Raw genomic sequence first — 20,786 nt, 5'->3', positions numbered from 1 at the left:
ACAGACATCATGGAATTCGTAATCCACAACCTGGCCCCGATCATGTTCGCGGGGCTGATACTTTTCCTGCTCGTGGGTTTTCCCGTGGCATTCAGCCTGGGCGCCTGCGGCCTGTTCTTCGCCTTTGTCGGCATCGAACTGGGCGTGCTGCCCGAAGCCCTGCTGCAGGCCCTTCCGCTGCGCATCTTCGGCATCATGCAGAACGAGACGATGCTGGCCATACCGTTCTTCACCCTCATGGGGCTGATACTGGAGCGAAGCGGCATGGCCGAGGACCTGCTGGAGACCGTGGGCCAGCTCTTCGGCCCCGTGCGCGGCGGCGTGGCCTTTGCGGTGATCTTCGTCGGTGCGCTGCTGGCGGCGACCACGGGCGTGGTCGCGGCATCGGTGATCTCCATGGGCCTGATCTCCCTGCCCATCATGATGCGCTACGGCTATGACCGCCGGGTGGCCTCGGGCGTGATCGCGGCCTCCGGCACGCTGGCGCAGATCATTCCGCCATCCCTGGTGCTGATCGTGCTGGCCGACCAGCTGGGCCGCAGCGTGGGCGACATGTACAAGGGCGCCTTCCTGCCGGGCCTGATGCTGACGGGCTGCTATGCGCTGTTCATCGTCGTGCTGGCCATCTTCAAGCCCGCCATGGTGCCCGCCCTGCCGCCCGAGGCGCGCACGCTGCGCGAGCCCAATGGCAATTCCGGCCTGCCTTCCACCCTGGTGCTGACGCTGCTGTGCGTGGCCGCCTCCATCGTGGTGGGACAGTACATGCCCCAGCTGCACACCTGGTGGTCCGGCGAGGTGGTGGAGAAGGTCGCTCTGGACGAGACCATCGTGGTGTCCATGTGCTTCGGCGTGGCCCTGGCCTTCATCGCCGCCATGTTCAACAAGCTCACGGGCCTGCACCTGCTCAGCCGCATGGCCGAGCGCGTGACCTTCGTGCTGATCCCGCCGCTGCTGCTGATCTTCCTGGTGCTGGGCACCATCTTCCTGGGCGTTGCAACCCCCACCGAAGGCGGCGCCATGGGCGCGCTGGGCGCGGCCATCATGGCCTTCGCTCGCGGCCGCCTGAACATGGACCTGCTCAAGCAGGCGCTGATGTCCACCACCAAGCTGTCGTGCTTCGTGATGTTCATCCTGATCGGCGCGACCATGTTCGGCCTGACCTTCCAGGGCGTGGACGGCCCCAAGTGGGTGGAGGAACTGCTGGTGTCCCTGCCCGGCGGCGAGATCGGCTTCCTGATCGTGGTCAACATCATGATCTTCGTGCTGGCCTTCTTCCTGGACTTCTTCGAGCTGTCCTTCATCGTCGTGCCGCTGCTGGCCCCCGTGGCCGACAAGCTGGGCATCGACCTGGTCTGGTTCGGCGTGCTGCTGGCCGTGAACATGCAGACCTCGTTCATGCACCCGCCCTTCGGCTTCGCGCTGTTCTTCCTGCGCAGCGTGGCCCCCGCCAAGGCCTACGTGGACAAGGTCACCAAGAAGATGACCGAGCCCGTGACCACCATGCAGATCTATGCAGGTGCCATTCCCTTCGTGGCGCTGCAGCTGTTCATGGTGGCCCTGATCATCATCTTCCCCGGCATCGTCTCCAGCGGGCTGGACAAGAAGGTGGAGTACGACCTGGACAAGGTGCGCCAGGAGATGGAGGCATCCATGCCCGAGGCCATCGACTTCAACGACCCCATGTTCAACGGCGACGGCGCGAACCAGTCGCCTGCCCCCGGAGCAACGCCTGGCGAGCCTTCGGCCCCGGGCAGCGAGGACGATGCACTCAAGGCGCTGCAGGACCAGTTGCAGCGCGAGCAACCGGCCACGCCGGGCGAGAGCAAGTCCGGCAGCTGATCGCAAGCTCCCTCAAGGACAGCAAAGGCCCCGCAACCGCGGGGCCTTTTTTCGTTCGGGCCCCGGCGTGCGCCGGTCCCCTGCGCCCATGAAAAAAGCCGGGCAGTGCCCGGCTTTCCCGCATGACGCCCGAGGGCGCCGCGACTTCACAGCTTTTGCGCCGACATGAAGGCGTCGTAGCGCGCCTCGGCAAAGCGGAACCACAGCACCTCGTCGCGCTGGAAGTTGCGGTAGTCGCCGTAGATCTTCTTCCACGCAGGATTTTTCTCGGCCAGCTCCGCATAGACCGCCATGGTGGTCTTGTAGGAAGCATCGAGCACGGTCTGCGGGAAGGCCAGCACCTTGGCCTTGCTGGCCACCAGTTGCTTGAGCGCGCCGGGATTGCGCGCGTCGTAGCGGGCCTGGGTGACCACATGGGCCTCGTGCGAGGCGGCCTGCACCATGGCGCGCTGCTCGGGCGTCAGCGCGGCCAGCGCCTTCTGGTTCACGTAGAACTCGAGGTTCAGGCTGCCTTCCCACCAGCCGGGGTAGTAGTAGAAAGGAGCGACCTTGTTGAAGCCCAGCTTGAGGTCGTCATAGGGGCCGATCCATTCGGCCGCATCGATGGTGCCCTTTTCCAGCGCCTGGTAGATTTCGCCGCCCGGGATGTTCTGGGGCACGCCGCCCATGCGCTCGATGATCCGGCCCGCGAAGCCGCCGATGCGGAACTTCAGGCCCTTGATGTCCTCCGGTGTCTTGACCTCCTTGCGGAACCAGCCCCCCATCTGTGCGCCCGTGTTGCCGCCCAGGAAGTTGACGATGCCGTATTCGGCATAGAACTCGCGCATCAGCTTGCCACCGTTGCCGTCAACGATCCACGCCGTGAGCTGGCGCGAGTTCATGCCGAACGGAATGGCGCCGCCAATGGCAAAGGCCTCATTCTTGCCAAAGAAGTAGTAAGGCGCCGTGTGCGCGATCTCCACCGTGCCGTTCTGCACGCCATCGACCACGCCGAAGGCAGGCATCAGCTCGCCGGCCGCATGGACCGAGACCTCGAACTTGCCGCCCGACATCTCCTTGATCGCCTTGGAGAACACCTCGGCCGAGCCGTAGATGGTGTCCAGCGAGCGCGGGAAGCTCGACGCCAGGCGCCAGCGTATTGCCGCCTGCGCGTGAACGGCCGGTGCCGCTGCGGCAGTCAACACACCGGCCAGACCGGCGTGCTTGAGTGCTTTTCTTCTGTCCATCACTGTCTCCTCCTGGTTCGCTCTGCTTGAGAGCATTCAAAAAAGGCCGGACTGCTCTTGGCAGCCCGGCCCACATACATCCTCGGAACAACAAAAAAAGCCCGCTGTCCCCTGCTGCATTCAACAGAGGGGACGCGGGCTTGGCCTGCAACTTGGAAGGCATGGACCGTCCTTGTGCGTGCTGCTGGCTGGGGAGACCTGGCCTTACAGCTTGGCCGTGGTCATGTAGCTGTTGTAGCGGAACTCCGAGAAGCGCTCCCACAGCAGCTGGTCGCGCTGGAAGGTGCGCAGGCTCTGGTTGATCTTCTTGAACATGGGCGACTTGGCGTCATGCTCGGCCATGATCTCCATGACGGCCTTGTAGCCGGCATCCATGAAGTCCTTGGGGAAGGCCTTGAGCTGGGTCTTGTCGGCCACCAGCTTCTTGAGTGCCACGGGGTTGTTGGCATCGTACTTGGCCGTCATGTCGCGTGCCGCCACGTTGCAGGCTGCATCGACCATGGCCTTGTACTCGGGCGACAGGGCCGCATACGCCTTGGTGTTGATGAAGAACTCCAGCTCGGCGCCGCCTTCCCACCAGCCGGGGTAGTAGTAGTAGGGAGCAACCTTGTTGAAGCCCAGCTTCTGGTCGTCGTAGGGGCCCACGAATTCCACGGCATCCAGCGTGCCCTTTTCAAGCGCCTGGTAAACCTCGCCCACGGGCATGTTCTGGGCGACCACGCCAAGCTTGAGCATGGCGTCGCCGAACAGGCCGCCGCCCAGGCGCATCTTCAGGCCCTTGAGATCGGCCACCGACTTGATTTCCTTGCGGAACCAGCCGCCCATCTGGGTGCCCGTGTTGCCGGCGCTCTGGCTCTTGATGTTGTACTGGGCATAGAACTCGTCCATGAGCTTGCGGCCGCCGCCGTGCTCCATCCAGGCATCCATCTGGCGGGCGGTCAGGCCGAAGGGCACGGCGCAGCCGAAGGCGAAGATGTAGTCCTTGCCGGTGAAGTAATAGGGCGCCGTCAGCGCCATCTCGATGGTGCCGTTCTGGATGCCGTCGACCACGCCGAAGGCGGGCATCAGCTCACCGGCCGCATGCACCGAGACTTCGAACTTGCCGCCCGACATCGCCTTGAGCGTCTTGGAGAACATTTCGGCCGAGCCGAAGATGGTGTCCAGCGACTTGGGAAAGCTCGCAGCCAGACGCCAGCGGATCGCCTCCTGGGCATGGACTGCGGGTGCGGCTCCCACAGCCAGCACGCCAGCGATTCCCGCATGTTTGATGATCGAACGACGGTCCATGAATGTCTCTCCGCGATGTGTTGTGTCAGTCAGAAAAAGCCCCCGCGCCCCCTTGCTGCGCAAGGTCCGCGGCCACCCCGAGGGGGCCGCTTTTTGCCTTGGGGCGACCCGGCGGCAAAAAAAACGCACGTTCGCACGTGCATTCACACTGTATCAGGTGGTATCGATTCTAAAAACGCCGCAAAGCAAGCGCGGACGGGGTTTTCCCCCGCGTAGTTCTGCTCGGCTGGCCGGCTGCCCGGCGCCGCTCAGGCTACCGCGCGCTCGGGTGCCAGATGGGCGCGCACCGAGGCCTCGATGCCCGCTGCATCCAGTCCCTGCAGGGCCAGCAGCTTGGCGGGATCGCCGTGCTCGATGAACTCGTCGGGCAGGCCCAGCTGCAGCAGCTGGCGCGTGATGCCCGCGGCCTGCAGCGACTCGGCCACGGCGCTGCCTGCGCCGCCCATGATGCAGCCCTCTTCCACGGTGACGATGAGCTCGTGCGTGGAGGCCACCTGGCGCAGCAGTTCCTCGTCCAGCGGCTTGGCCCAGCGCATGTTGACCACGGTGGCGTCCAGCGCCTCGGCCGCAGCCAGGGCCGGGTACAGCAGGGTGCCGAAGGCCAGGATGGCGACCTGCTTCTTGGCAGACTCGCGGCGCACCTCGCCCTTGCCGAAGGGCAGGCCCTCCAGGCTCTCCAGCGGCGCCACACCCACGCCCGCGCCACGCGGGTAGCGCACGGCCACGGGATGGTCCTGCTCGTAGGCGGTGGTGAGCAGCTGGCGGCATTCGCGCTCGTCGGCCGGGCAGGCCATGCTCATGTGCGGAATGCAGCGCACGAAGGCGATGTCATACGCACCTGCGTGCGTGGCACCATCGGCGCCGACCAGGCCTGCGCGGTCCAGCGCAAAGACCACGGGCAGCTTTTGCAGCGCCACGTCGTGGATCAACTGGTCGTAGCCGCGCTGCAGGAAGGTCGAATAGATGGCGACCACGGGCTTGAGGCCCTCGCAGGCCATGCCGGCCGCGAAGGTGACCGCATGCTGCTCGGCAATGCCCACGTCGTAGTAGCGGCCCGGAAAGCGCTTGTGGAACTCCACCATGCCCGAGCCCTCGCGCATGGCGGGGGTGATGCCCACCAGGCGCTGGTCCTTGTCCGCCATGTCGCACAGCCAATGGCCGAAGACCTGGGTGAAGGTCTGCTTCGGAGGCGTGGCCGGCTTGACCAGGCCCACGCTGGGATCGAACTTGCCGGGGCCGTGGTAGGCCACGGGATCGGCCTCGGCCAGCTTGTAGCCCTGGCCCTTCTTGGTGACCACATGCAGGAACTGCGGGCCCTTGAGGCTCTTGATGTTCTCCAGCGTGGGGATCAGCGAATCGAGGTCATGCCCGTCGATGGGGCCGATGTAGTTGAAGCCGAAGTTCTCGAACAGCGTGGCCGGCACGACCATGCCCTTGGCCTGCTGCTCCAGCCGCTTGGCCAGCTCCAGCAGCGGAGGCACCTGCTTGAGCACGCTCTTGCCCATGTCGCGCGCCTTGGCGTAGAACTGCCCGCTCATGAGCTGGGCCAGGTAGCGGTTGAGCGCGCCCACGGGCGGGCTGATGCTCATGTCGTTGTCGTTGAGGATGACCAGCAGGTTGGCATCGGTCACGCCGGCGTTGTTCAGCGCCTCGAAGGCCATGCCGGCCGTCATGGCGCCGTCGCCGATGACGGCGATGGCGCGGCGGTCCTCGCCCTTTTGCTTGGCAGCCAGGGCCATGCCCAGGGCGGCCGAGATGCTGGTCGAGGAGTGCGCCGTGCCGAAGGTGTCGTACGGGCTCTCGGCGCGCTGCGGAAAGCCCGACAGGCCGCCGAACTGGCGCAGCGAGGCCATGCGCTCGCGCCGGCCCGTGAGGATCTTGTGCGGATAGGTCTGGTGGCCCACGTCCCAGACCACGCGGTCGTAGGGCGTGTCGAACACCGCATGCAGCGCCACCGTCAGCTCCACCGTCCCCAGGTTGGAACTCAGATGCCCGCCGGTCTTGGAGACGCTGTCGAGCACATAGGCACGCAGTTGCTGGGCCAGGGTCTTGAGTTCGGCACGCGACAGACGCCTCAGATCCGAGGGATCGTCGATGGTCTGCAGCAGGGAGTAGGTGTTCGTGGTCATGCTAGGTATCTTGGAGCGGCAAGGCCGCGGTCCGTATTGTCAGTGAGTGCGGCTCACGACCATGTCGGCCAGTGCCGCCAGGGCCCGCGTGTCCGGCAGGCCGCTGCGCGCCAGCGCCGCGTGCGCCAGGGCGCACAGCTCGTCGGCATGGGCGCGGGCCTGGTCCAGGCCCAGCAGCGAGACGTAGGTCGGCTTGTCGTTGGCCGCGTCCTTGCCGGCCGTCTTGCCCAGGGTGGCCGAGTCGGCCACCACGTCGAGGATGTCATCCACCACCTGGAAGGCCACGCCCAGCGCCTGCCCGTAGTCGGACAGCGCCTGCCAGGCCTGGGCATCCACGCCCTCATTGCAGGCTGCTCCCATGAGCACGCTGGCATGCAGCAGGGCGCCGGTCTTGAGGCGGTGCATCTCGCGCAGTTGGGCCTCGCTCAGTTGCAGGCCCACGCTGGCCAGGTCGATGGCCTGGCCACCGGCCATGCCCTGCGCGCCTGCGGCACGGCCCAGCAGCCGGCACAGCCGCGCCTGCAGGGCGTCCGGCATGCTGCCGGCCTGATCGGGCTCGGGAACGAGCAGCTCGAAGGCCAGCGCCTGCAGCGCATCGCCAGCCAGCAGGGCCGAGGCTTCGCCGAACTGCACATGCACCGTGGGCTTGCCACGGCGCAGCACGTCGTTGTCCATGCAAGGCATGTCGTCGTGCACCAGCGAATAGGCATGGATCAGCTCCACCGCGCAGCCGGCACGCACGGCGGCGGGCTGCAGGCCATCGACGGCCTCGGCGGCGGCCCAGACCAGCAGCGGGCGCAGGCGCTTGCCGCCATCGAGCACGGCGTAGCGCATGGCCTCGCCCAGGCCCGCAGGCGCATCCACGCCCACCCATTGCGACAGCGCGCTTTCGGTGCGCGCCAGGCGATCGGTCATCCAGCAGGGGAAATCCAGCGCGCCGAGGCCGGCCGGCTGGGAAACATCGGAAGCGCAAGTCATCACGGCACTCATGGCAATCTTCAATCCTGGCTCCACGGGGCCAGCGTCCCCTCGTCAAGCACCTTGACCTGTTCCTGCACCGCGTCGAGCTGGCCGCGGCAATAGCCGAGCAGCTGCGCCGCGCGCTGGTAGCCTGTCAGCATCTGCTCCAGAGGCAGCTGGCCCGACTCAATCTGCGCGATGAGCTGCTCCAGCTCCTGCAGCGCGGATTCGTAACTGGTGGGCTCGGCAAGAGCCTTGGGAGCAGCCTTGGGCATGGTGCGATGGCGGTGCGTTGTGGGGAACCGACGATTCTAGGCGCCCCTCCGCGACCGCGCCGCCAATAACCGGACAGCCCTTGACAGGCGCCATCGGCCGCTTGCAATACACGTACCGGGCATCCGGAAATAACCCCACGGGCTATAATCCCATTCCCCGTCAAACCGGCCCCTTGCCTGGGCATACGGTCGGGCTCATCGACAAGAGACAGCGCCTCGGGCGCCGCTTCTTTTCACGTCGTGAAGCCTGCCTCCATGTCCAGGAACGGCCGGTTTTGCTTTTTCCAATCCCGTGCGCACGCGCACCCTCCCTGTGGGGAGTCTTTAGGTCAGGTCACCCATGTCTGATTTAAGTCTTCAACTGCAGCAGGCCGCAAGCCAACTACCAGTTTCCAGTTACTTCGACCCTGCGTTGTTCCAGCGCGAGTTGGAGACCATCTTTCAACGCGGCCCGCGCTACGTGGGCCACCAACTGGCCGTTCCCGAGATAGGCGACTACTACGCCCTGCCCCAGGAAAAGGAAGGCCGCGCTCTGGTGCGCAATGCCAGGGGGCAGGTGGAGTTGATCTCCAACGTCTGCCGCCACCGCCAGGCCGTGATGCTCAAGGGCCGGGGCAATCTGATGACCGAAGGCAAGGGCCATGCGGGGGGCAACATCGTCTGCCCGCTGCACCGCTGGACCTACAGCACCAGCGGCGAGCTGCTGGGCGCACCGCACTTCAGCCACGATCCCTGCCTGAACCTGAACAACTACCGGCTGCGCGAGTGGAACGGTCTGCTGTTCGAGGACAACGGCCGCGACATCGAGTCCGACCTGGCCGGCATGAAGCTGCGCGAGCAGCTGAGCTTCGAGGGCTTCGTGCTCGACCATGTCGAGATGCACGAGTGCAACTACAACTGGAAGACCTTCATCGAGGTCTACCTCGAGGACTACCACGTCGGCCCCTTCCACCCGGGCCTGGGCAACTTCGTGACCTGCGACGACCTGCAGTGGGAGTTTGCCAAGGAGTACTCGGTGCAGACCGTGGGCGTGGCGCCCGGCTTTGCCCAGCCCGGCTCGGACACCTACAGGAAGTGGCACGACGTGCTGCTGGCCTACCGCAACGGCGAGCTGCCCGAACGCGGCGCGATCTGGCTGACCTACTACCCGCACATCATGGTGGAGTGGTATCCGCACGTGCTCACGGTCTCGACCCTGCACCCGCTGGCGGTGGACCGGACGCTGAACGTGGTCGAGTTCTACTACCCCGAAGAGATCGCGGCCTTCGAGCCCGAATTCGTGCAGGCGCAAAAGGCCGCCTACATGGAGACCTGCATCGAGGACGACGAGATCGGCGAGCGCATGGACGCCGGCCGCAGGGCACTGTACGAGCGCGGCGACAACGAGGTCGGCCCCTACCAGAGCCCCATGGAAGACGGCATGCAGCACTTCCATGAGTGGTATCGCGGCGTGATGGGTGACGCAGTCCCCGCACGCTGATCTGCTCCGGCTCTCCCGACGGCCCGCATTCGTGCGGGCCGTCTGCATTGGGCCGCTGGCATTGGGCCGTCTGCATTGAGCGGCAGGCCCGCTGCCCAGCTCCTCTGAATGCAAGCGCCCTGATGTGCCCAATGGGCAGGGCTGGCGGCGGCAATGCATCCCGAGGCAAGTCCAATGTCTTGGCTTATGCAATACAGTTCCTTGCGCGTGTCCCTGCCACGGCCCTGGGCCGTACGCAGCCAGGCGGCATGCGCCAAAAACAAAACCCAACCCTTTTCTCGTCCAGCGCCGCGGTCCTTGTGCGGCTCTATCCGGTCATTTATATGCAAGCCCTGTGGATGGTGGCGGCCGCATTCGTTTTTGCGGTCATGAGTGTGTGTGTGAAGTTCGCCTCCCAGGATTTCAATGCGGCGGAAATCGTCTTCTACCGCGGGCTGGTCAGCATGGTGGCGCTGTGGTGGCTGGCGCGCCACCAGGGCATCTCGCTGGCCACTCGCTACCCGCGCGAGCATGCCTGGCGCAGCTTTGTGGGCGTGACTTCCATGGGCGCCTGGTTCTACTCCATCGGCCATCTGCCGCTGGCCACGGCGGCCACGTTCAACTCCATGAGCAGCATCTGGATGGCGGTCTTTCTGATCGGCCAGGGCCTGCTGCTGCGCCACCAGCTGCGCCGCCAGCCCGAATCGCATGCGCTGCGCGCGCTGCCGCCGTTTCCCTGGAGCCTGGTCGCCACCGTGGCCCTGGGCTTCGTGGGCGTGATCCTGGTGCTGCGCCCCAGCGCGGCGCCGCAGGAATTCGTGGCCAGCGCGGGCGGCCTGATCGGCGGGGTGTTCGCCGCCATGGCCTATATGCAGGTGGCCACGCTGTCGCGCATGGGCGAGCCCGAGGCGCGCGTGGTCTTCTACTTCGCACTGGGCTCGGCCGTGGCCGGCGCCCTGGCCATGTGCTTCACGGGCGTGTCCGTCTGGCCAGGCTGGCGCGCGCTGTGGCTGCTGCCCGTGGGCGTGCTGGCCGCCGTGGCCCAGGTCTGCATGACGGCGGCCTACGCCTCGGCCAGCAACAGCCGCAACACCCTGGTCGTGGCCAACCTGCAGTATTCGGGCATCGTCTTCGCGGCCCTGCTGAGCCTGGCGATGTTCGGCGAAAGCGTGCCGCTGATCGGCTGGGCCGGCATTGGCCTGATCGTGGCCAGCGGCGCCCTGGCCACGGCCCTGCGTTCGCGCGGCTGACGCCGCCGGCCCGCATGGGGCCGTCGCATAATGGATCGGATCTTTTTGCCGCAGGCGCACCACCGCCTGCACAGGCCTTCGGAGTTCCGCATCCATGACTTCCAACACCTCCTACCAGACCCTGATCTCCGTCCAGGAGCTGGCCGCGCTGCAGGCCAGCGGCCGTCCGCTGATGGTCTTCGACTGCAGCTTCGACCTGACCCAGCCTGCGGCCGGCAAGGCCCAGTACCTGCAGGCGCATATTCCAGGCGCCGTCTTCGCCGACCTGGACCATGACCTCAGTGCCAAGCATGGCGTGCCCGGCGCTCATGGCAGCGTGGCGGCCAGCGAGCAGGCCGCCTCGGGCGGCCGCCATCCGCTGCCCAACCGCGAACGCTTTGCCGTGTGGCTGTCCAGCATCGGTTTTTCCAACGACATGCAGGCCGTGGTCTATGACCGCAATGGTGCCAACCACTGCGGGCGCCTGTGGTGGATGCTGCAATGGGCCGGCCATGGCGATGTGGCCGTGCTCGATGGAGGTCTCCAGGCCTGGCAGGCCGCAGGCCAGCCCGTGGCATCGGGCGAGGAAAGCGCGCGCTTCCAGTCCAACTTCGAGCTGCGCGAGCCGCTGCAGCAACTGGCAACGGCGCAGCAGGTGCTCGATGCACTGGGCAGCGCAGGCCAGACCGTGGTCGATGCACGCGCCCCGGCCCGCTACCGCGGGGAGGTCGAGCCGCTGGACCCTGTGGCCGGCCACATCCCAGGCGCGCTCAACCGGCCCTTCACCGAGAACATCGCCGCCGATGGCCGCTTCAAGCCTGCCGCCCTGCTGCGCGCGGAGTTCGACCAGCTGCTGGCAGGCCGCGATCCGGCCAGCGTGGTGCACCAGTGCGGCAGCGGCGTGAGCGCGCTGCCCAACCTGCTGGCGATGCGCATTGCGGGGCTGCCGCCTGCAAGGCTGTTCGCGGGCAGCTGGAGCGAGTGGTGCAGTGACCCGAAGAGGCCGGTGGAGCGCGGCTAATTCGGCTTATGCCTCCCCTTGGGGAGGCTGCACAATGACAGCACTGTGTCAAAAGGCCGACATGCAACAACACCACTGCAGCGGCCTGCTCCCGAGCCTCCAGACGGCGGGGCCCGAGCGAAATCGAGTCATCCAAACCTTGCTACAGGTGTAAGGTAAATCTTACAAACGCCGTCTCACAACCAGACATCCGGCGCAGACCTGCCCCGACTTCAACGGCGAAGGGCCCTCCTCCACAATCCATCTCAACAGATCGCAACAGGTTGAACATCTTGTTTCTACCCGGGCGTTGCGGCTGCCGAGATGCAAAGGATGGTCCTATGAACAATGAACAGCTGCTTGCCGAAATCCGCGAAGCCAACCTCACTTACCTGATGCTGGCCCAGACCCTGATCCGCCAGGACAAGGCCGAAGCGGTGTTCCGCCTGGGACTGAACGAAGAATCGTGCGACCTGCTGGCCGCACTGTCGGCAGCCCAGGTGCTGAAGCTGGCCTCGCGCAACACCTTGCTCGCCAGCTTCCGGGTGGACGACGAAATGGTCTGGAGCTTGCTGACCAACCACAGCAGCAACAAGATCGGCAACGGTGCGACCAACACGCTGCACGCCAACATCCTGATGGCCAGCCGCGTCTCCGAAGTCCTCTGATCCGCCTGAAGAACTCTGGAGCCCGCCATGTCCACCCCCGCCAAAAGTGTCCTGAACGAGTCCAAGCAGATCGAGCGCGCCGCCATGCTCATCGAGATGGGTGCACGCATGCAGGTGCTCGAATCCGAGACCACGCTGTCCTACGAGCGCCTGATCCGCCTGTACAAGGAGATCGCCGGCAAGTCGCCTTCCAAGGGCCAGCTGCCGTTCTCGACCGACTGGTTCCTGACCTGGCAGGAGAACATCCACAGTTCGCTGTTCCTGAATATCTACGAATACCTGTCCAAGGGCGCCGAGCTGGATGCCGTTGAACAATTGACCAAGGCCTACCGTCTCTATACCGAGCAGATCCAGGCCGCCGAGCTGGAAGCGCTGCTGTCCTTCACCCGCGCATGGCGCCTGGTGAAGTTCGTCGACGCGCAGATGCTGACCCGCACCCAGTGCACGGTGTGCAAGGGCCAGTTCGTGACCGAGCCCTACGAGAACGAGCGCCACTACCAGTGCGGCCTGTGCAATCCGCCCGCACGCGCCGGCAAGAGCAAGAGCGCCGGCTCGCTGATGCTGCACTGATGATCTGCACTGCGCATCGCACCCGCGATGCCGCCACAGGAATCCAGGAATCTAGACCGTCCCGCCGCCTGCCCTGGCGGCGCAGTCCCTGGCGAACTGCGGCAGTTTCTCGCCCGGCAGGGCGCGGCTGAAGTACCAGCCCTGCACCAGCAGATCGCCCTCGAAGCCCAGGGCCTGCAACTGCGCCTCGGTCTCCACGCCCTCGGCCACCACGTTCAGCTGCAGCGCCTCGCAAAAGCGCAGCAGGCCGTCCAGCACCAGCTCGCCCTTGGCATGGCCGCTGGCCACGACGAAGCTGCGGTCGATCTTGATGGCATCCACATCGAACTGGTGCAGGTAGCTCATGGACGAGAAGCCGGTGCCGAAGTCATCGATGGACACCTTGGCGCCCAGCGCATGGATCTGCCCTATGGCGCGGCGGATCGCCTCCACGTCGCCCACCATTTCTTCCTCCGTGATCTCCACGCCGACCTGCCCCCTGGCCTGGGCCAGCAGCAGCATCAGGCGCGAGCAGTACTCGGGCGAGGTCAACGTGGCACCCGACACATTGATGCTGATCGGCATGGCAAAGCCCTCCTGACGCCAGTGCCGGCTCTGGCGCACGGCAGCGCCCGCCACCCACAGGTCCACCTCGCGCATCAGCCCCGCATCGGCCAGCCAGCGCAGGAAACTGCCGGGCTGCTGCAAGCGGCCCTGCGCGTCCCGCGCGCGCAGCAGGGCCTCGCAGCCCAGGCACAGGCCGCTGCGGTGCGAGACCTGGGGCTGGAATTCCAGGTGGAACTCGTACTCGCTGATGCGACGGATATGCGCCAGCATGGTCTCGCGCCGGGCCTGCGCCTGGTGCGCCTGCACCAGCGGATCGCGCACGATCAGCCCGGCCTCTTCGGGCAGGCGCGAGAACGTGGTGTCCAGCGCGTGCAGCACGATGGCACCGTCGTCCTGGCCCAGCCGGTCGATGGCCCGCACGTAGGGCGCATAGATCAGCGCTCCCAGGGCCGTCAATGCCAGTTGCAGCACCACGGCCGCCATGTCCCCGCCCGTGCTCACATAGGCATTGAAGACCACGGGCGCAGTCAGCGGCAGCACCATGGAGGCCGGTGCCACCCAGCCGGCCTGCACCACCGTGACGGCCACGACCAGGTTGATGGCGGGTACCGCGAGAAACGGCACGAGCAGGCGCAGGTTCAGGATGATCGGCAGCCCGAACAGCAGGATCTCGTTGACGTTGAGCAAGGAGATGGGCAGCGCCGCCAGCGCCAGCACGCGCAGGCCCCGCCCCCGGCAAAACAGCAGCACGGCCAGCGCCAGCGACAGCGTTGCGCCGGAGCCGCCAATGAAGACGAAGGAGCCCATCAGCCCGCCGCTGAGCGCCCAGGGCGCCTGCAGCCCCTGCGCCATCGCGGCGGCATTGGCCACCACCGCCTGGTCCAGCACCTGGAAGAAGGGCTGCATGGCGTAGTACCCCTGGACGCCGAAAAACCAGAGCACGGAATTGAGCAGTGCCAGCGTCAGCCCGCTGCGGTAGGGGGTCTCTGGGCCCGCGATGGCCAGCGGCAGTTCGGCCCGCGTGAGATCCGGCAGCACCTGTTGCAGGCCCAGCAGCAGCAGCACGAGCAGCACGGCGACAAGGGCGCCGGGAACGACGAGGTTCATGACCTCGCGCACGTTCTCGCTCACGAAGCCGGTGCGCGCGATGCGCGTCCAGCGCAGCCGGCTCAGGCGCGCCATCAGGGGCACGGTGATCAGGGGGGAGGCGATGGAGATGAACAGCACCAGGGTAGCCGCTGCGCGCGGATGCTCGCTCAGCAGATAAATGGCCATCTGCACATGCGCGAAGCACAGAAAGGTCACCGGCAGGCGCGGCAGCCGGTGGCGTATGGAGAGCATGTAGCCGATGGACGCGGCCACCAGCAGCGGCAGGATGCTGCCGATCTCCGCGTGCAGGCCTGCAAGCACCCGCACCACGGGTTCGGGCTGGCCGGACATCTGCGCCAGCGCCGACAGGATGAGGAACAGGGCCGAGACCAGCAGACAGGGAACCAGCCAGAGCAGGCCCTCGCGTATGGCCCGCATGGAGTTGGCGCCGGCCAGCCTGGCCAGGCGCTGTGTCAGGAACAGTTGCACGTCCGGAAAGCCGGCCCGTGACGTCTTGTTGCCCATGGCTCCCACCCTTTTCTTCCCGGCAGAAGTCAGGCGCTCCTGTCCGGAGCACATCGTACAACGCCGGCCGCAAAGGGCTGTTGCGGCCTCCAGAGAGCAGGATCAGCCCGTGTTGCGCACCCCGGCCGCGATGCCGTTGATGGACAGGTGGATGCCGGTCTTGATGCGCTCATCGGTCTGGCCTGCGCGCCAGCGGCGCACCAGCTCCACCTGCAGATGGTGCAGCGGATCGATGTAGGGGAAGCGATGGCGTATGGAGCGCGCCAGCGCTTCGTTGTGGGCCAGGCGCTGCTTGTCGCCCGTGATGCGCGCCAGCGCATCGACGGTGCTGTGCCACTCGGCCTCGATGGCGCTGAAGATGCGCCGGCGCAGGCGCGCGTCCGGCACCAGGTCGGCATAGCGCGAGGCCAGGTTCAGGTCGCTCTTGGCCAGCACCATGTCCATGTTGGACAGCAGGGTACGGAAGAACGGCCACTGGCGGTACATCTTCTGCAGCAGGGCCAGCTGGGCCTTGCCATCCTTGCCCGGCTGGTCGATGAAGGCCTTGACCGCGGCGCCAAAGCCGTACCAGCCCGGCAGCGTGAGCCGGCACTGGCCCCAGCTGAAGCCCCAGGGAATGGCGCGCAGGTCCTCGATCTTCTGCGAGGGCTTGCGCGAGGCCGGGCGCGAGCCGATGTTCAGCTCGGCAATCTCGCGGATGGGCGTGCTGCTGAAGAAGTAGCTGGTGAAGCCGGGGGTCTCGTACACCAGGGCGCGGTAGGCGCCCATGCTGGCGTCGGACAGGAAGGCCGCCGCATCCAGGAAGGCGCGTGTGGCCGGCTTGGTCGGCTGCAGCAGCGTGGCCTCCAGCGTGGCGGCCACCAGGGTCTCCAGGTTGCGCCGGCCGATCTCGGGGTTGGCGTACTTGGAGGCGATCACCTCGCCCTGCTCGGTCAGCCGGATCTGGCCACGCACCGTGCCCGGAGGCTGGGCCAGGATGGCCTGGTAGCTGGGGCCGCCGCCCCGGCCCACGGTGCCGCCGCGGCCATGGAACATGCGCAGGCTGATGCCATGGCTGTCGGCCAGCTCGTCGAACAGCTCGACCAGCGAGATCTCGGCGCGGTACAGCTCCCAGTTGCTGGTGAAGATGCCGCCGTCCTTGTTGCTGTCGCTGTAGCCCAGCATGATGTCCTGCTCGCCGCCGCTGCGCTGCACCATGGCCGCCACGCCGGGCAGCTGGAAGTAGCGGCGCATGATGGGCGAGGCGCTGCGCAGGTCGCCAATGGTCTCGAACAGCGGCACGACGATCACATCGCAGATGGCGCCGTCGTCCAGCGTGCCGCGCAGCAGCCCGGCCTCCTTTTGCAGCAGCAGCACTTCCAGCAGGTCGCTGACCGATTCGGTGTGGCTGATGATGCAGTGGCGTATGGCCTCGGCGCCCAGGGCCGCGCGCAGGCGGCGCGCGGTCTCGAAGATGGCCAGTTCGCCGCGCGCATGCTCGGAATAGTCGGCGCCCACCACGCGCAGCGGCCGCGCCTCTTCCAGCAGGCGCACCAGCAAGGCGCACTTGGCGTCTTCCTGCAGGCCCGAGTAGTCGGGCTCCAGGCGCGCGGCAGCCAGCAGCTCGGCCACCACTTCCTCATGCTTGTCCGAGCTTTGGCGCAGGTCCACCGTGGCCAGGTGGAAACCGAAGACCTGCACGGCGCGCATCAGCGGGCGCAGGCGCTGGGGCGCCAGCACCTCGCCGTGGTTGCGGCTCAGGGAATCATCGATGACGCGCAGGTCGGCCAGGAACTCCTCGGACGAGGCATAGGCGTTCTGCGGCGCCACGGCATGGCGCGCAGCCTCGCCGCCGGTCAGCCCCTTGAGCGTGGCGGCCAGGCGCGCGTAGATGCCGGTGAGCGCGCGGCGGTAGGGCTCGTCGGAGCGGTGCTCGTTGGTGTCGGGCGAGCGCTCTGCCAGGGCCTGCATCTCGGTGGACACATCGGTCAGGCGCTGGGACAGCGACAGCTCGCCGCCCAGGTAGTGCACCTCGCGAAGATAGTGGCGCAGCGCCACGTCGGCCTGGCGCGACAGCGCCAGCTCCAGGCTCTGGGCCGTCACATTGGGGTTGCCGTCACGGTCGCCGCCGATCCAGTGGCCCATGCGCAGGAAGCTGTGCACGGGCAGGGTGTTGCCCAGCTCCTGCTCCAGTTGCGCGTAGAGCTTGGGGATCTCGCGCAGGAAGGTGGCTTCGTAGTAGGACAGCGCGTTTTCGATCTCGTCGGCCACGGTGAGCTTGGAGTAGCGCAGCAGGCGTGTCTGCCACAGCTGGCTGACGCGGGCGCGCAGCTGGGCCTCGTTGCGTTCCAGCTCGCGCGGGGTGAGCGCGTCCTTGGCGCTGTTGTACAGCTGGGCGCGGGCCACGATGTCCTCGCGCGCGGCCAGCAGTTGGGAGATGTCGCGCTCGGCCACCAGAATGCTCTGGCGCTGCACTTCCGTGGGGTGGGCCGTGAGCACCGGTGCCACATAGCTCTTGGCCAGCGTCTGCGCCACGGTGCCGGCCGAGATGCCGGCCCAGCGCAGCCGCGCCAGCGCCACTTCGATGCTGCCCTCCTGCGTATTGCCCGCGCGCTCGTGCACGGCGCGGCGGCGGATGTGGTGGCGGTCCTCGGCCAGGTTGGCCAGATGGCTGAAATAGGTGAAGGCGCGGATCACGCTCACCGTCTGGTCCGTCGTCAGGCCCTTGAGCAGACGCTTGAGCGCGCGGTCGGCGGTCTCGTCGGCATCGCGGCGGAAGGTCACCGACAGCTGGCGCACCTGCTCGATCAGCTCGAAGGCCGCCACGCCTTCCTGCTCGCGGATCACATCGCCCAGAATGCGCCCCAGCAGGCGTATGTCCTCGATCAGCGGCAGGTCCTTGTCCGTCTTGCGGACAGGCTTGTCATCACGCCTGTCATCTCGCGCATTGCTCTTGCGGGGGGCGGTGGCCATCAACGAATCTCCTGGAATCGGTCAGCGTATCGGTTTGCTTGGGCTTCGGTCCTGGTGCCGGGTTTACTGCGGCGCAGCATGCTAGCATCCCGCGCTCCCCCCGAGGCACCTGATGAACACCAAACCACTTCTCCCCCACTCCATCGTGATCGCCACGCGCGAGAGCCAGCTGGCACTGTGGCAGGCCGAGCATGTCCAGGCGCTGCTGCGCGCCCGGGGGCATGAAGTGGAATTGCTGGGTATGACCACCAAGGGCGACCAGATCCTGGACCGCACGCTGTCCAAGGTGGGCGGCAAGGGCCTGTTCGTCAAGGAGCTGGAAGTGGCGCTGGAAGAAGGACGCGCCCACATCGCCGTGCACTCGCTCAAGGACGTGCCCATGGAGCTGCCCGAAGGCTTTGTGCTGGCCTGCGTGATGGAGCGCGAAGACCCGCGCGACGCTTTTGTCTCCAATCGCTACGCCACGCTGGCCGAGCTGCCGCAGGGCGCCGTCGTCGGCACATCGAGCCTGCGCCGCCAGGCACTGCTGCAGGCCCTGCGCCCCGACCTGAAGATAGAGCCGCTGCGCGGCAACGTGAACACCCGCCTGCGCAAGCTGGACGAAGGCCACTACGACGCCATCGTGCTGGCCGCCGCAGGCCTGATGCGCCTGGGCCTGGCCGACCGCATCCGCGCCAGGTTCGAGCCCACCGGCATGCTGCCGGCCGCAGGCCAGGGCGCGCTGGGCATCGAGGTGCGCGCCGACCGCCAGGACCTGATCGACGCGCTGGCCCCGCTGGCCCACCAGACCACCTGGCTGACCGTGACCGCCGAGCGCGCCGTCAGCCGCTGCATGGGCGGCAGCTGCTCCATGCCGCTGGCGGCGCACGGCACATTCGACGGCCAGCAACTGCGCCTGGACGCAGCCTGGGGAGACCCGGAAGGCCGGCTGCCGCTGGTGCAGGTGCACGCCGACGCCACCGTCACCGACTTCGCCAGCGCCGACGCGCTGGGCCAGCACGTGGCTGCGCTGCTGCAGGCGGCGGGCGCCCAACCGGCCCCCAAGCTCTAGACGGCACGCCCACATGCCACCGCGCATACTCGTCACCCGCCCGGCCCATGACGCAGCCGCGTGGGTGGATGCGCTGCAGGCCCGTGGCCTGCCGGCCCAGCCGCTGGCGCTGATGGCCATAGGCCCCTGCCGCGATGCGGCCACGCAACAGGCCTTGCAGGCCGCCCGCAACGCGCTGCGCGAAGGCCGGGGCTACCGCGCCGTGATGTTCGTCAGCGGCAATGCCGTCCAGCATTTCTTCGGCACCGACCCCGCACAGCTTCCGGCCTCCACCCGCGCCTGGACGCCCGGCCCCGGCACGGCCCAGGCGCTGCTGGCCCTGGGCATTGCGCCAGCACAGATCGACGGCCCGCCACCGGACGCCGCCCAGTTCGAATCCGAAACGCTATGGCAGCGCGTGCATGACCAGATCCATGCGGGCGACCGCGTGCTCATCGTGCGCGGCGACAGCCAGGCAGGAGCGCCCAAGACCGTGCCGGCCACGGCAGGCGCCGGCCGCGATTGGCTGGCCGCCCGACTGCGCGAGGCCGGTGCCCAGGTCGAAATGCTGGCCGTCTACCAGCGCGAACTGCCTGCCTGGGATGCAGCCCAGACGGCACTGGCACGCCTGGCGGCCGAAGATGGCTCGCTCTGGCTGCTCAGCAGCGCCGAATCCGTTGCCAACCTGCAACAGCTCCTGCCGGGCCAATCGTGGCAAAAGGCGCGAGCGCTTGCTACGCACGAGCGAATCGCCGCCCAGGCCAAACAACTGGGATTCGGATATGTCAAGCAATGTCGGCCGGCTCTGGAGGACGTGGTTGCGTCGATAGAATCGACGCCATGAGTTCCGACGCAGCGCAAGACCGCCCCACCCCGCAGGACCTGACGCCACCAGCCTCCGCCGCAGCATTCGCTGCCGGCTCCGCCCAAAGCAGCCCCGCTGCAGACCTGCGCAGCGGCTCCTCTGCCCTGGTCCTGGGCGTGGGCGCCGTGGCCGTGGCGGCGCTCATTGCCTGCGGCATGCTCTGGCAGCGCCTGGGCAATATCCAGGAACAATTGGCCCGCCAGTCCGCGCAGTCCGGCTCCCAGTCGGTCGAAGCCCGCACCCTGGCGCGCGACGCCCAGGACCTGGCCCGCGACAGCGCGGCGCGCACCTCGGTCATGGAAGCGCGCATTGCCGAGCTGTCGCTGCAGCGCACGCAGCTCGACGAACTCCTGCAAAGCATGTCGCGCTCGCGTGACGAGAACCTGGTGGTGGACATAGATTCCTCCATCCGCCTGGCCCAGCAGCAGGCCGAGCTGTCCGGCAGCCTGCAGCCGCTGGTGGCCACGCTCAAGAACGCCCGCCAGCGCATAGAGCGCGCCGCACAGCCCCGTCTGGCTCCCGTGATGCGCGCGCTGGACCGCGACCTGGAGCGGCTGGCCCGCATGAGCGTGACCGACACGGCCGGCCTGCTCACCCGCATCGAGGACCTGGTGCGCCTGGTCGACGAGATGCCCCTGCTCAACGCCGTGGCCCAGCCGCGCGCCAGCCGCCATCGCGGCGTGGCCGGCCAGGCGGCCCGCCAGCCCGAGCCCGCCCCCATCGAGGGCAGCCCCACCGAGTGGAGCTGGTGGCAGTCCTGGGGTGAGCGCGGCTGGACGGCCGTGCGCGAAGAGGCCCAGGACCTGCTGCGCGTCAGCCGCATCGACCACCCGGACGCCATCTTGCTGGCGCCCGAGCAGGCCTATTTCCTGCGCGAGAACCTCAAGCTCAAGCTGCTGAACTCGCGCCTGGCCCTGCTGTCGCGCCAGTGGGATGCGGCGCGTGCCGACCTGGCCGCCTCGGGCATGGCCGTGAACAAATACTTCGATCCTGCCGCGCGCCGCACCCAGATCGTGCAGGCCCAGCTGCAGCAGATCCAGGCCAATCTGCGCACCACCGAACAGCCTGCGCTGCAGGAAACCCTGGCGGCGCTGGCAACGGCCGCCGCAGGCCGCTGAGCAGCCGGGAGACAGACGA

16 protein-coding genes are annotated in these 20,786 nt (G+C 67.2%); 9 read left to right on the top strand and 7 right to left on the bottom strand.

Going from position 1 to position 20,786, the window contains the following annotated elements; translation table 11 throughout:
* Positions 1–9 precede the first annotated feature (9 nt).
* Positions 10–1,839 carry a TRAP transporter large permease subunit gene (locus KDK82_RS27885; protein ID WP_088166773.1) on the top strand — a complete coding sequence of 610 codons (1,830 nt, stop codon included), beginning with the start codon at positions 10–12 and terminating at the stop codon, positions 1,837–1,839.
* A 146-nt stretch (positions 1,840–1,985) separates the two neighbouring features.
* Here KDK82_RS27885 and KDK82_RS27880 read toward each other — a convergent pair whose 3' ends face one another.
* The 5 genes from KDK82_RS27880 to xseB form a co-directional block, all read right to left on the bottom strand.
* On the bottom strand, positions 1,986–3,065 hold the full coding sequence (locus KDK82_RS27880) for a TRAP transporter substrate-binding protein (protein WP_034391287.1): 1,080 nt from the start codon (positions 3,063–3,065) through the stop codon (positions 1,986–1,988).
* Positions 3,066–3,269: 204 nt separating this feature from the next.
* Positions 3,270–4,352, bottom strand: a complete 1,083-nt coding sequence (locus KDK82_RS27875) for a TRAP transporter substrate-binding protein (RefSeq protein WP_012204166.1) — start codon at positions 4,350–4,352, stop codon at positions 3,270–3,272.
* 248 nt (positions 4,353–4,600) lie between these two features.
* Positions 4,601–6,481: a 1-deoxy-D-xylulose-5-phosphate synthase gene (gene dxs / locus KDK82_RS27870; protein ID WP_043783320.1), complete on the bottom strand. Its 1,881-nt coding sequence runs from the start codon at positions 6,479–6,481 to the stop codon at positions 4,601–4,603.
* A 39-nt stretch (positions 6,482–6,520) separates the two neighbouring features.
* A complete protein-coding gene (locus tag KDK82_RS27865) occupies positions 6,521–7,471 on the bottom strand; it encodes a polyprenyl synthetase family protein (protein ID WP_088166883.1) in 951 nt (316 codons plus the stop codon).
* A gap of 8 nt (positions 7,472–7,479) precedes the next feature.
* The gene (gene xseB, locus KDK82_RS27860; RefSeq protein WP_012204163.1) at positions 7,480–7,716 is read right to left on the bottom strand and encodes an exodeoxyribonuclease VII small subunit; all 237 of its coding nucleotides are present in this window, start codon (positions 7,714–7,716) and stop codon (positions 7,480–7,482) included.
* Positions 7,717–8,056: 340 nt separating this feature from the next.
* Here xseB and KDK82_RS27855 point away from each other — a divergent pair, with 340 nt between their 5' ends.
* The 5 genes from KDK82_RS27855 to flhC all read left to right on the top strand — a co-directional run bounded on the left by KDK82_RS27855 (position 8,057) and on the right by flhC (position 12,642).
* Positions 8,057–9,196: an aromatic ring-hydroxylating dioxygenase subunit alpha gene (locus tag KDK82_RS27855; RefSeq protein WP_012204162.1), complete on the top strand. Its 1,140-nt coding sequence runs from the start codon at positions 8,057–8,059 to the stop codon at positions 9,194–9,196.
* Between the two features lie 323 nt (positions 9,197–9,519).
* The gene (locus tag KDK82_RS27850) at positions 9,520–10,425 is read left to right on the top strand and encodes a DMT family transporter (RefSeq protein ID WP_063326876.1); all 906 of its coding nucleotides are present in this window, start codon (positions 9,520–9,522) and stop codon (positions 10,423–10,425) included.
* Between the two features lie 94 nt (positions 10,426–10,519).
* Positions 10,520–11,425 (top strand): sulfurtransferase, encoded by a 906-nt coding sequence (locus KDK82_RS27845; RefSeq protein ID WP_088166772.1) that lies wholly within the window; start codon positions 10,520–10,522, stop codon positions 11,423–11,425.
* Between the two features lie 320 nt (positions 11,426–11,745).
* Positions 11,746–12,072, top strand: coding sequence for a flagellar transcriptional regulator FlhD (flhD, locus tag KDK82_RS27840; RefSeq protein ID WP_012204159.1), 327 nt, complete (start codon positions 11,746–11,748; stop codon positions 12,070–12,072).
* A gap of 27 nt (positions 12,073–12,099) precedes the next feature.
* On the top strand, positions 12,100–12,642 hold the full coding sequence (gene flhC / locus KDK82_RS27835; protein ID WP_012204158.1) for a flagellar transcriptional regulator FlhC: 543 nt from the start codon (positions 12,100–12,102) through the stop codon (positions 12,640–12,642).
* A gap of 51 nt (positions 12,643–12,693) precedes the next feature.
* On the opposite strand, the gene KDK82_RS27830 is transcribed toward flhC, so the two are convergent.
* Together KDK82_RS27830 and ppc are read right to left on the bottom strand one after the other, a co-directional pair.
* On the bottom strand, positions 12,694–14,802 hold the full coding sequence (locus tag KDK82_RS27830) for a PTS sugar transporter subunit IIC/EAL domain-containing protein (protein ID WP_088166771.1): 2,109 nt from the start codon (positions 14,800–14,802) through the stop codon (positions 12,694–12,696).
* Between the two features lie 102 nt (positions 14,803–14,904).
* Positions 14,905–17,754 carry a phosphoenolpyruvate carboxylase gene (ppc, locus tag KDK82_RS27825; RefSeq protein ID WP_088166770.1) on the bottom strand — a complete coding sequence of 950 codons (2,850 nt, stop codon included), beginning with the start codon at positions 17,752–17,754 and terminating at the stop codon, positions 14,905–14,907.
* A gap of 112 nt (positions 17,755–17,866) precedes the next feature.
* Here ppc and hemC point away from each other — a divergent pair, with 112 nt between their 5' ends.
* Genes hemC through KDK82_RS27810 form a run of 3 tightly spaced genes read left to right on the top strand, consistent with a single transcriptional unit; the run spans position 17,867 to position 20,767 of the window.
* The gene (gene hemC, locus KDK82_RS27820) at positions 17,867–18,805 is read left to right on the top strand and encodes a hydroxymethylbilane synthase (RefSeq protein WP_013803628.1); all 939 of its coding nucleotides are present in this window, start codon (positions 17,867–17,869) and stop codon (positions 18,803–18,805) included.
* 13 nt (positions 18,806–18,818) lie between these two features.
* Positions 18,819–19,628, top strand: a complete 810-nt coding sequence (locus KDK82_RS27815; RefSeq protein ID WP_088166769.1) for a uroporphyrinogen-III synthase — start codon at positions 18,819–18,821, stop codon at positions 19,626–19,628.
* Positions 19,625–20,767 (top strand): uroporphyrinogen-III C-methyltransferase, encoded by a 1,143-nt coding sequence (locus KDK82_RS27810; RefSeq protein WP_012204153.1) that lies wholly within the window; start codon positions 19,625–19,627, stop codon positions 20,765–20,767. The genes KDK82_RS27815 and KDK82_RS27810 overlap by 4 nt, the downstream gene beginning before the upstream one ends.
* Positions 20,768–20,786: the final 19 nt, after the last annotated feature.

The organism is Delftia sp. K82 (assembly GCF_002193035.1).
In the GTDB taxonomy this organism is placed as follows: Bacteria; Pseudomonadota; Gammaproteobacteria; order Burkholderiales; family Burkholderiaceae_C; genus Comamonas; species Comamonas acidovorans.
The sequence above is the reverse complement of the archived record's forward strand: the minus strand, read 5'-3'. Positions and strand labels throughout refer to the sequence as shown.

Excerpts from the sequence above, each read along its gene's own strand:
- KDK82_RS27885 (WP_088166773.1), top strand. The coding sequence starts at position 10 with ATGGAATTCGTAATCCACAACCTGGCCCCGATCATGTTCGCGGGGCTG.
- KDK82_RS27880 (WP_034391287.1), bottom strand. The coding sequence starts at position 3,065 with ATGGACAGAAGAAAAGCACTCAAGCACGCCGGTCTGGCCGGTGTGTTG.
- KDK82_RS27875 (WP_012204166.1), bottom strand. The coding sequence starts at position 4,352 with ATGGACCGTCGTTCGATCATCAAACATGCGGGAATCGCTGGCGTGCTG.
- dxs (WP_043783320.1), bottom strand. The coding sequence starts at position 6,481 with ATGACCACGAACACCTACTCCCTGCTGCAGACCATCGACGATCCCTCG.
- KDK82_RS27865 (WP_088166883.1), bottom strand. The coding sequence starts at position 7,471 with ATGAGTGCCGTGATGACTTGCGCTTCCGATGTTTCCCAGCCGGCCGGC.
- xseB (WP_012204163.1), bottom strand. The coding sequence starts at position 7,716 with ATGCCCAAGGCTGCTCCCAAGGCTCTTGCCGAGCCCACCAGTTACGAA.
- KDK82_RS27855 (WP_012204162.1), top strand. The coding sequence starts at position 8,057 with ATGTCTGATTTAAGTCTTCAACTGCAGCAGGCCGCAAGCCAACTACCA.
- KDK82_RS27850 (WP_063326876.1), top strand. The coding sequence starts at position 9,520 with ATGCAAGCCCTGTGGATGGTGGCGGCCGCATTCGTTTTTGCGGTCATG.
- KDK82_RS27845 (WP_088166772.1), top strand. The coding sequence starts at position 10,520 with ATGACTTCCAACACCTCCTACCAGACCCTGATCTCCGTCCAGGAGCTG.
- flhD (WP_012204159.1), top strand. The coding sequence starts at position 11,746 with ATGAACAATGAACAGCTGCTTGCCGAAATCCGCGAAGCCAACCTCACT.
- flhC (WP_012204158.1), top strand. The coding sequence starts at position 12,100 with ATGTCCACCCCCGCCAAAAGTGTCCTGAACGAGTCCAAGCAGATCGAG.
- KDK82_RS27830 (WP_088166771.1), bottom strand. The coding sequence starts at position 14,802 with ATGGGCAACAAGACGTCACGGGCCGGCTTTCCGGACGTGCAACTGTTC.
- ppc (WP_088166770.1), bottom strand. The coding sequence starts at position 17,754 with ATGGCCACCGCCCCCCGCAAGAGCAATGCGCGAGATGACAGGCGTGAT.
- hemC (WP_013803628.1), top strand. The coding sequence starts at position 17,867 with ATGAACACCAAACCACTTCTCCCCCACTCCATCGTGATCGCCACGCGC.
- KDK82_RS27815 (WP_088166769.1), top strand. The coding sequence starts at position 18,819 with ATGCCACCGCGCATACTCGTCACCCGCCCGGCCCATGACGCAGCCGCG.
- KDK82_RS27810 (WP_012204153.1), top strand. The coding sequence starts at position 19,625 with ATGAGTTCCGACGCAGCGCAAGACCGCCCCACCCCGCAGGACCTGACG.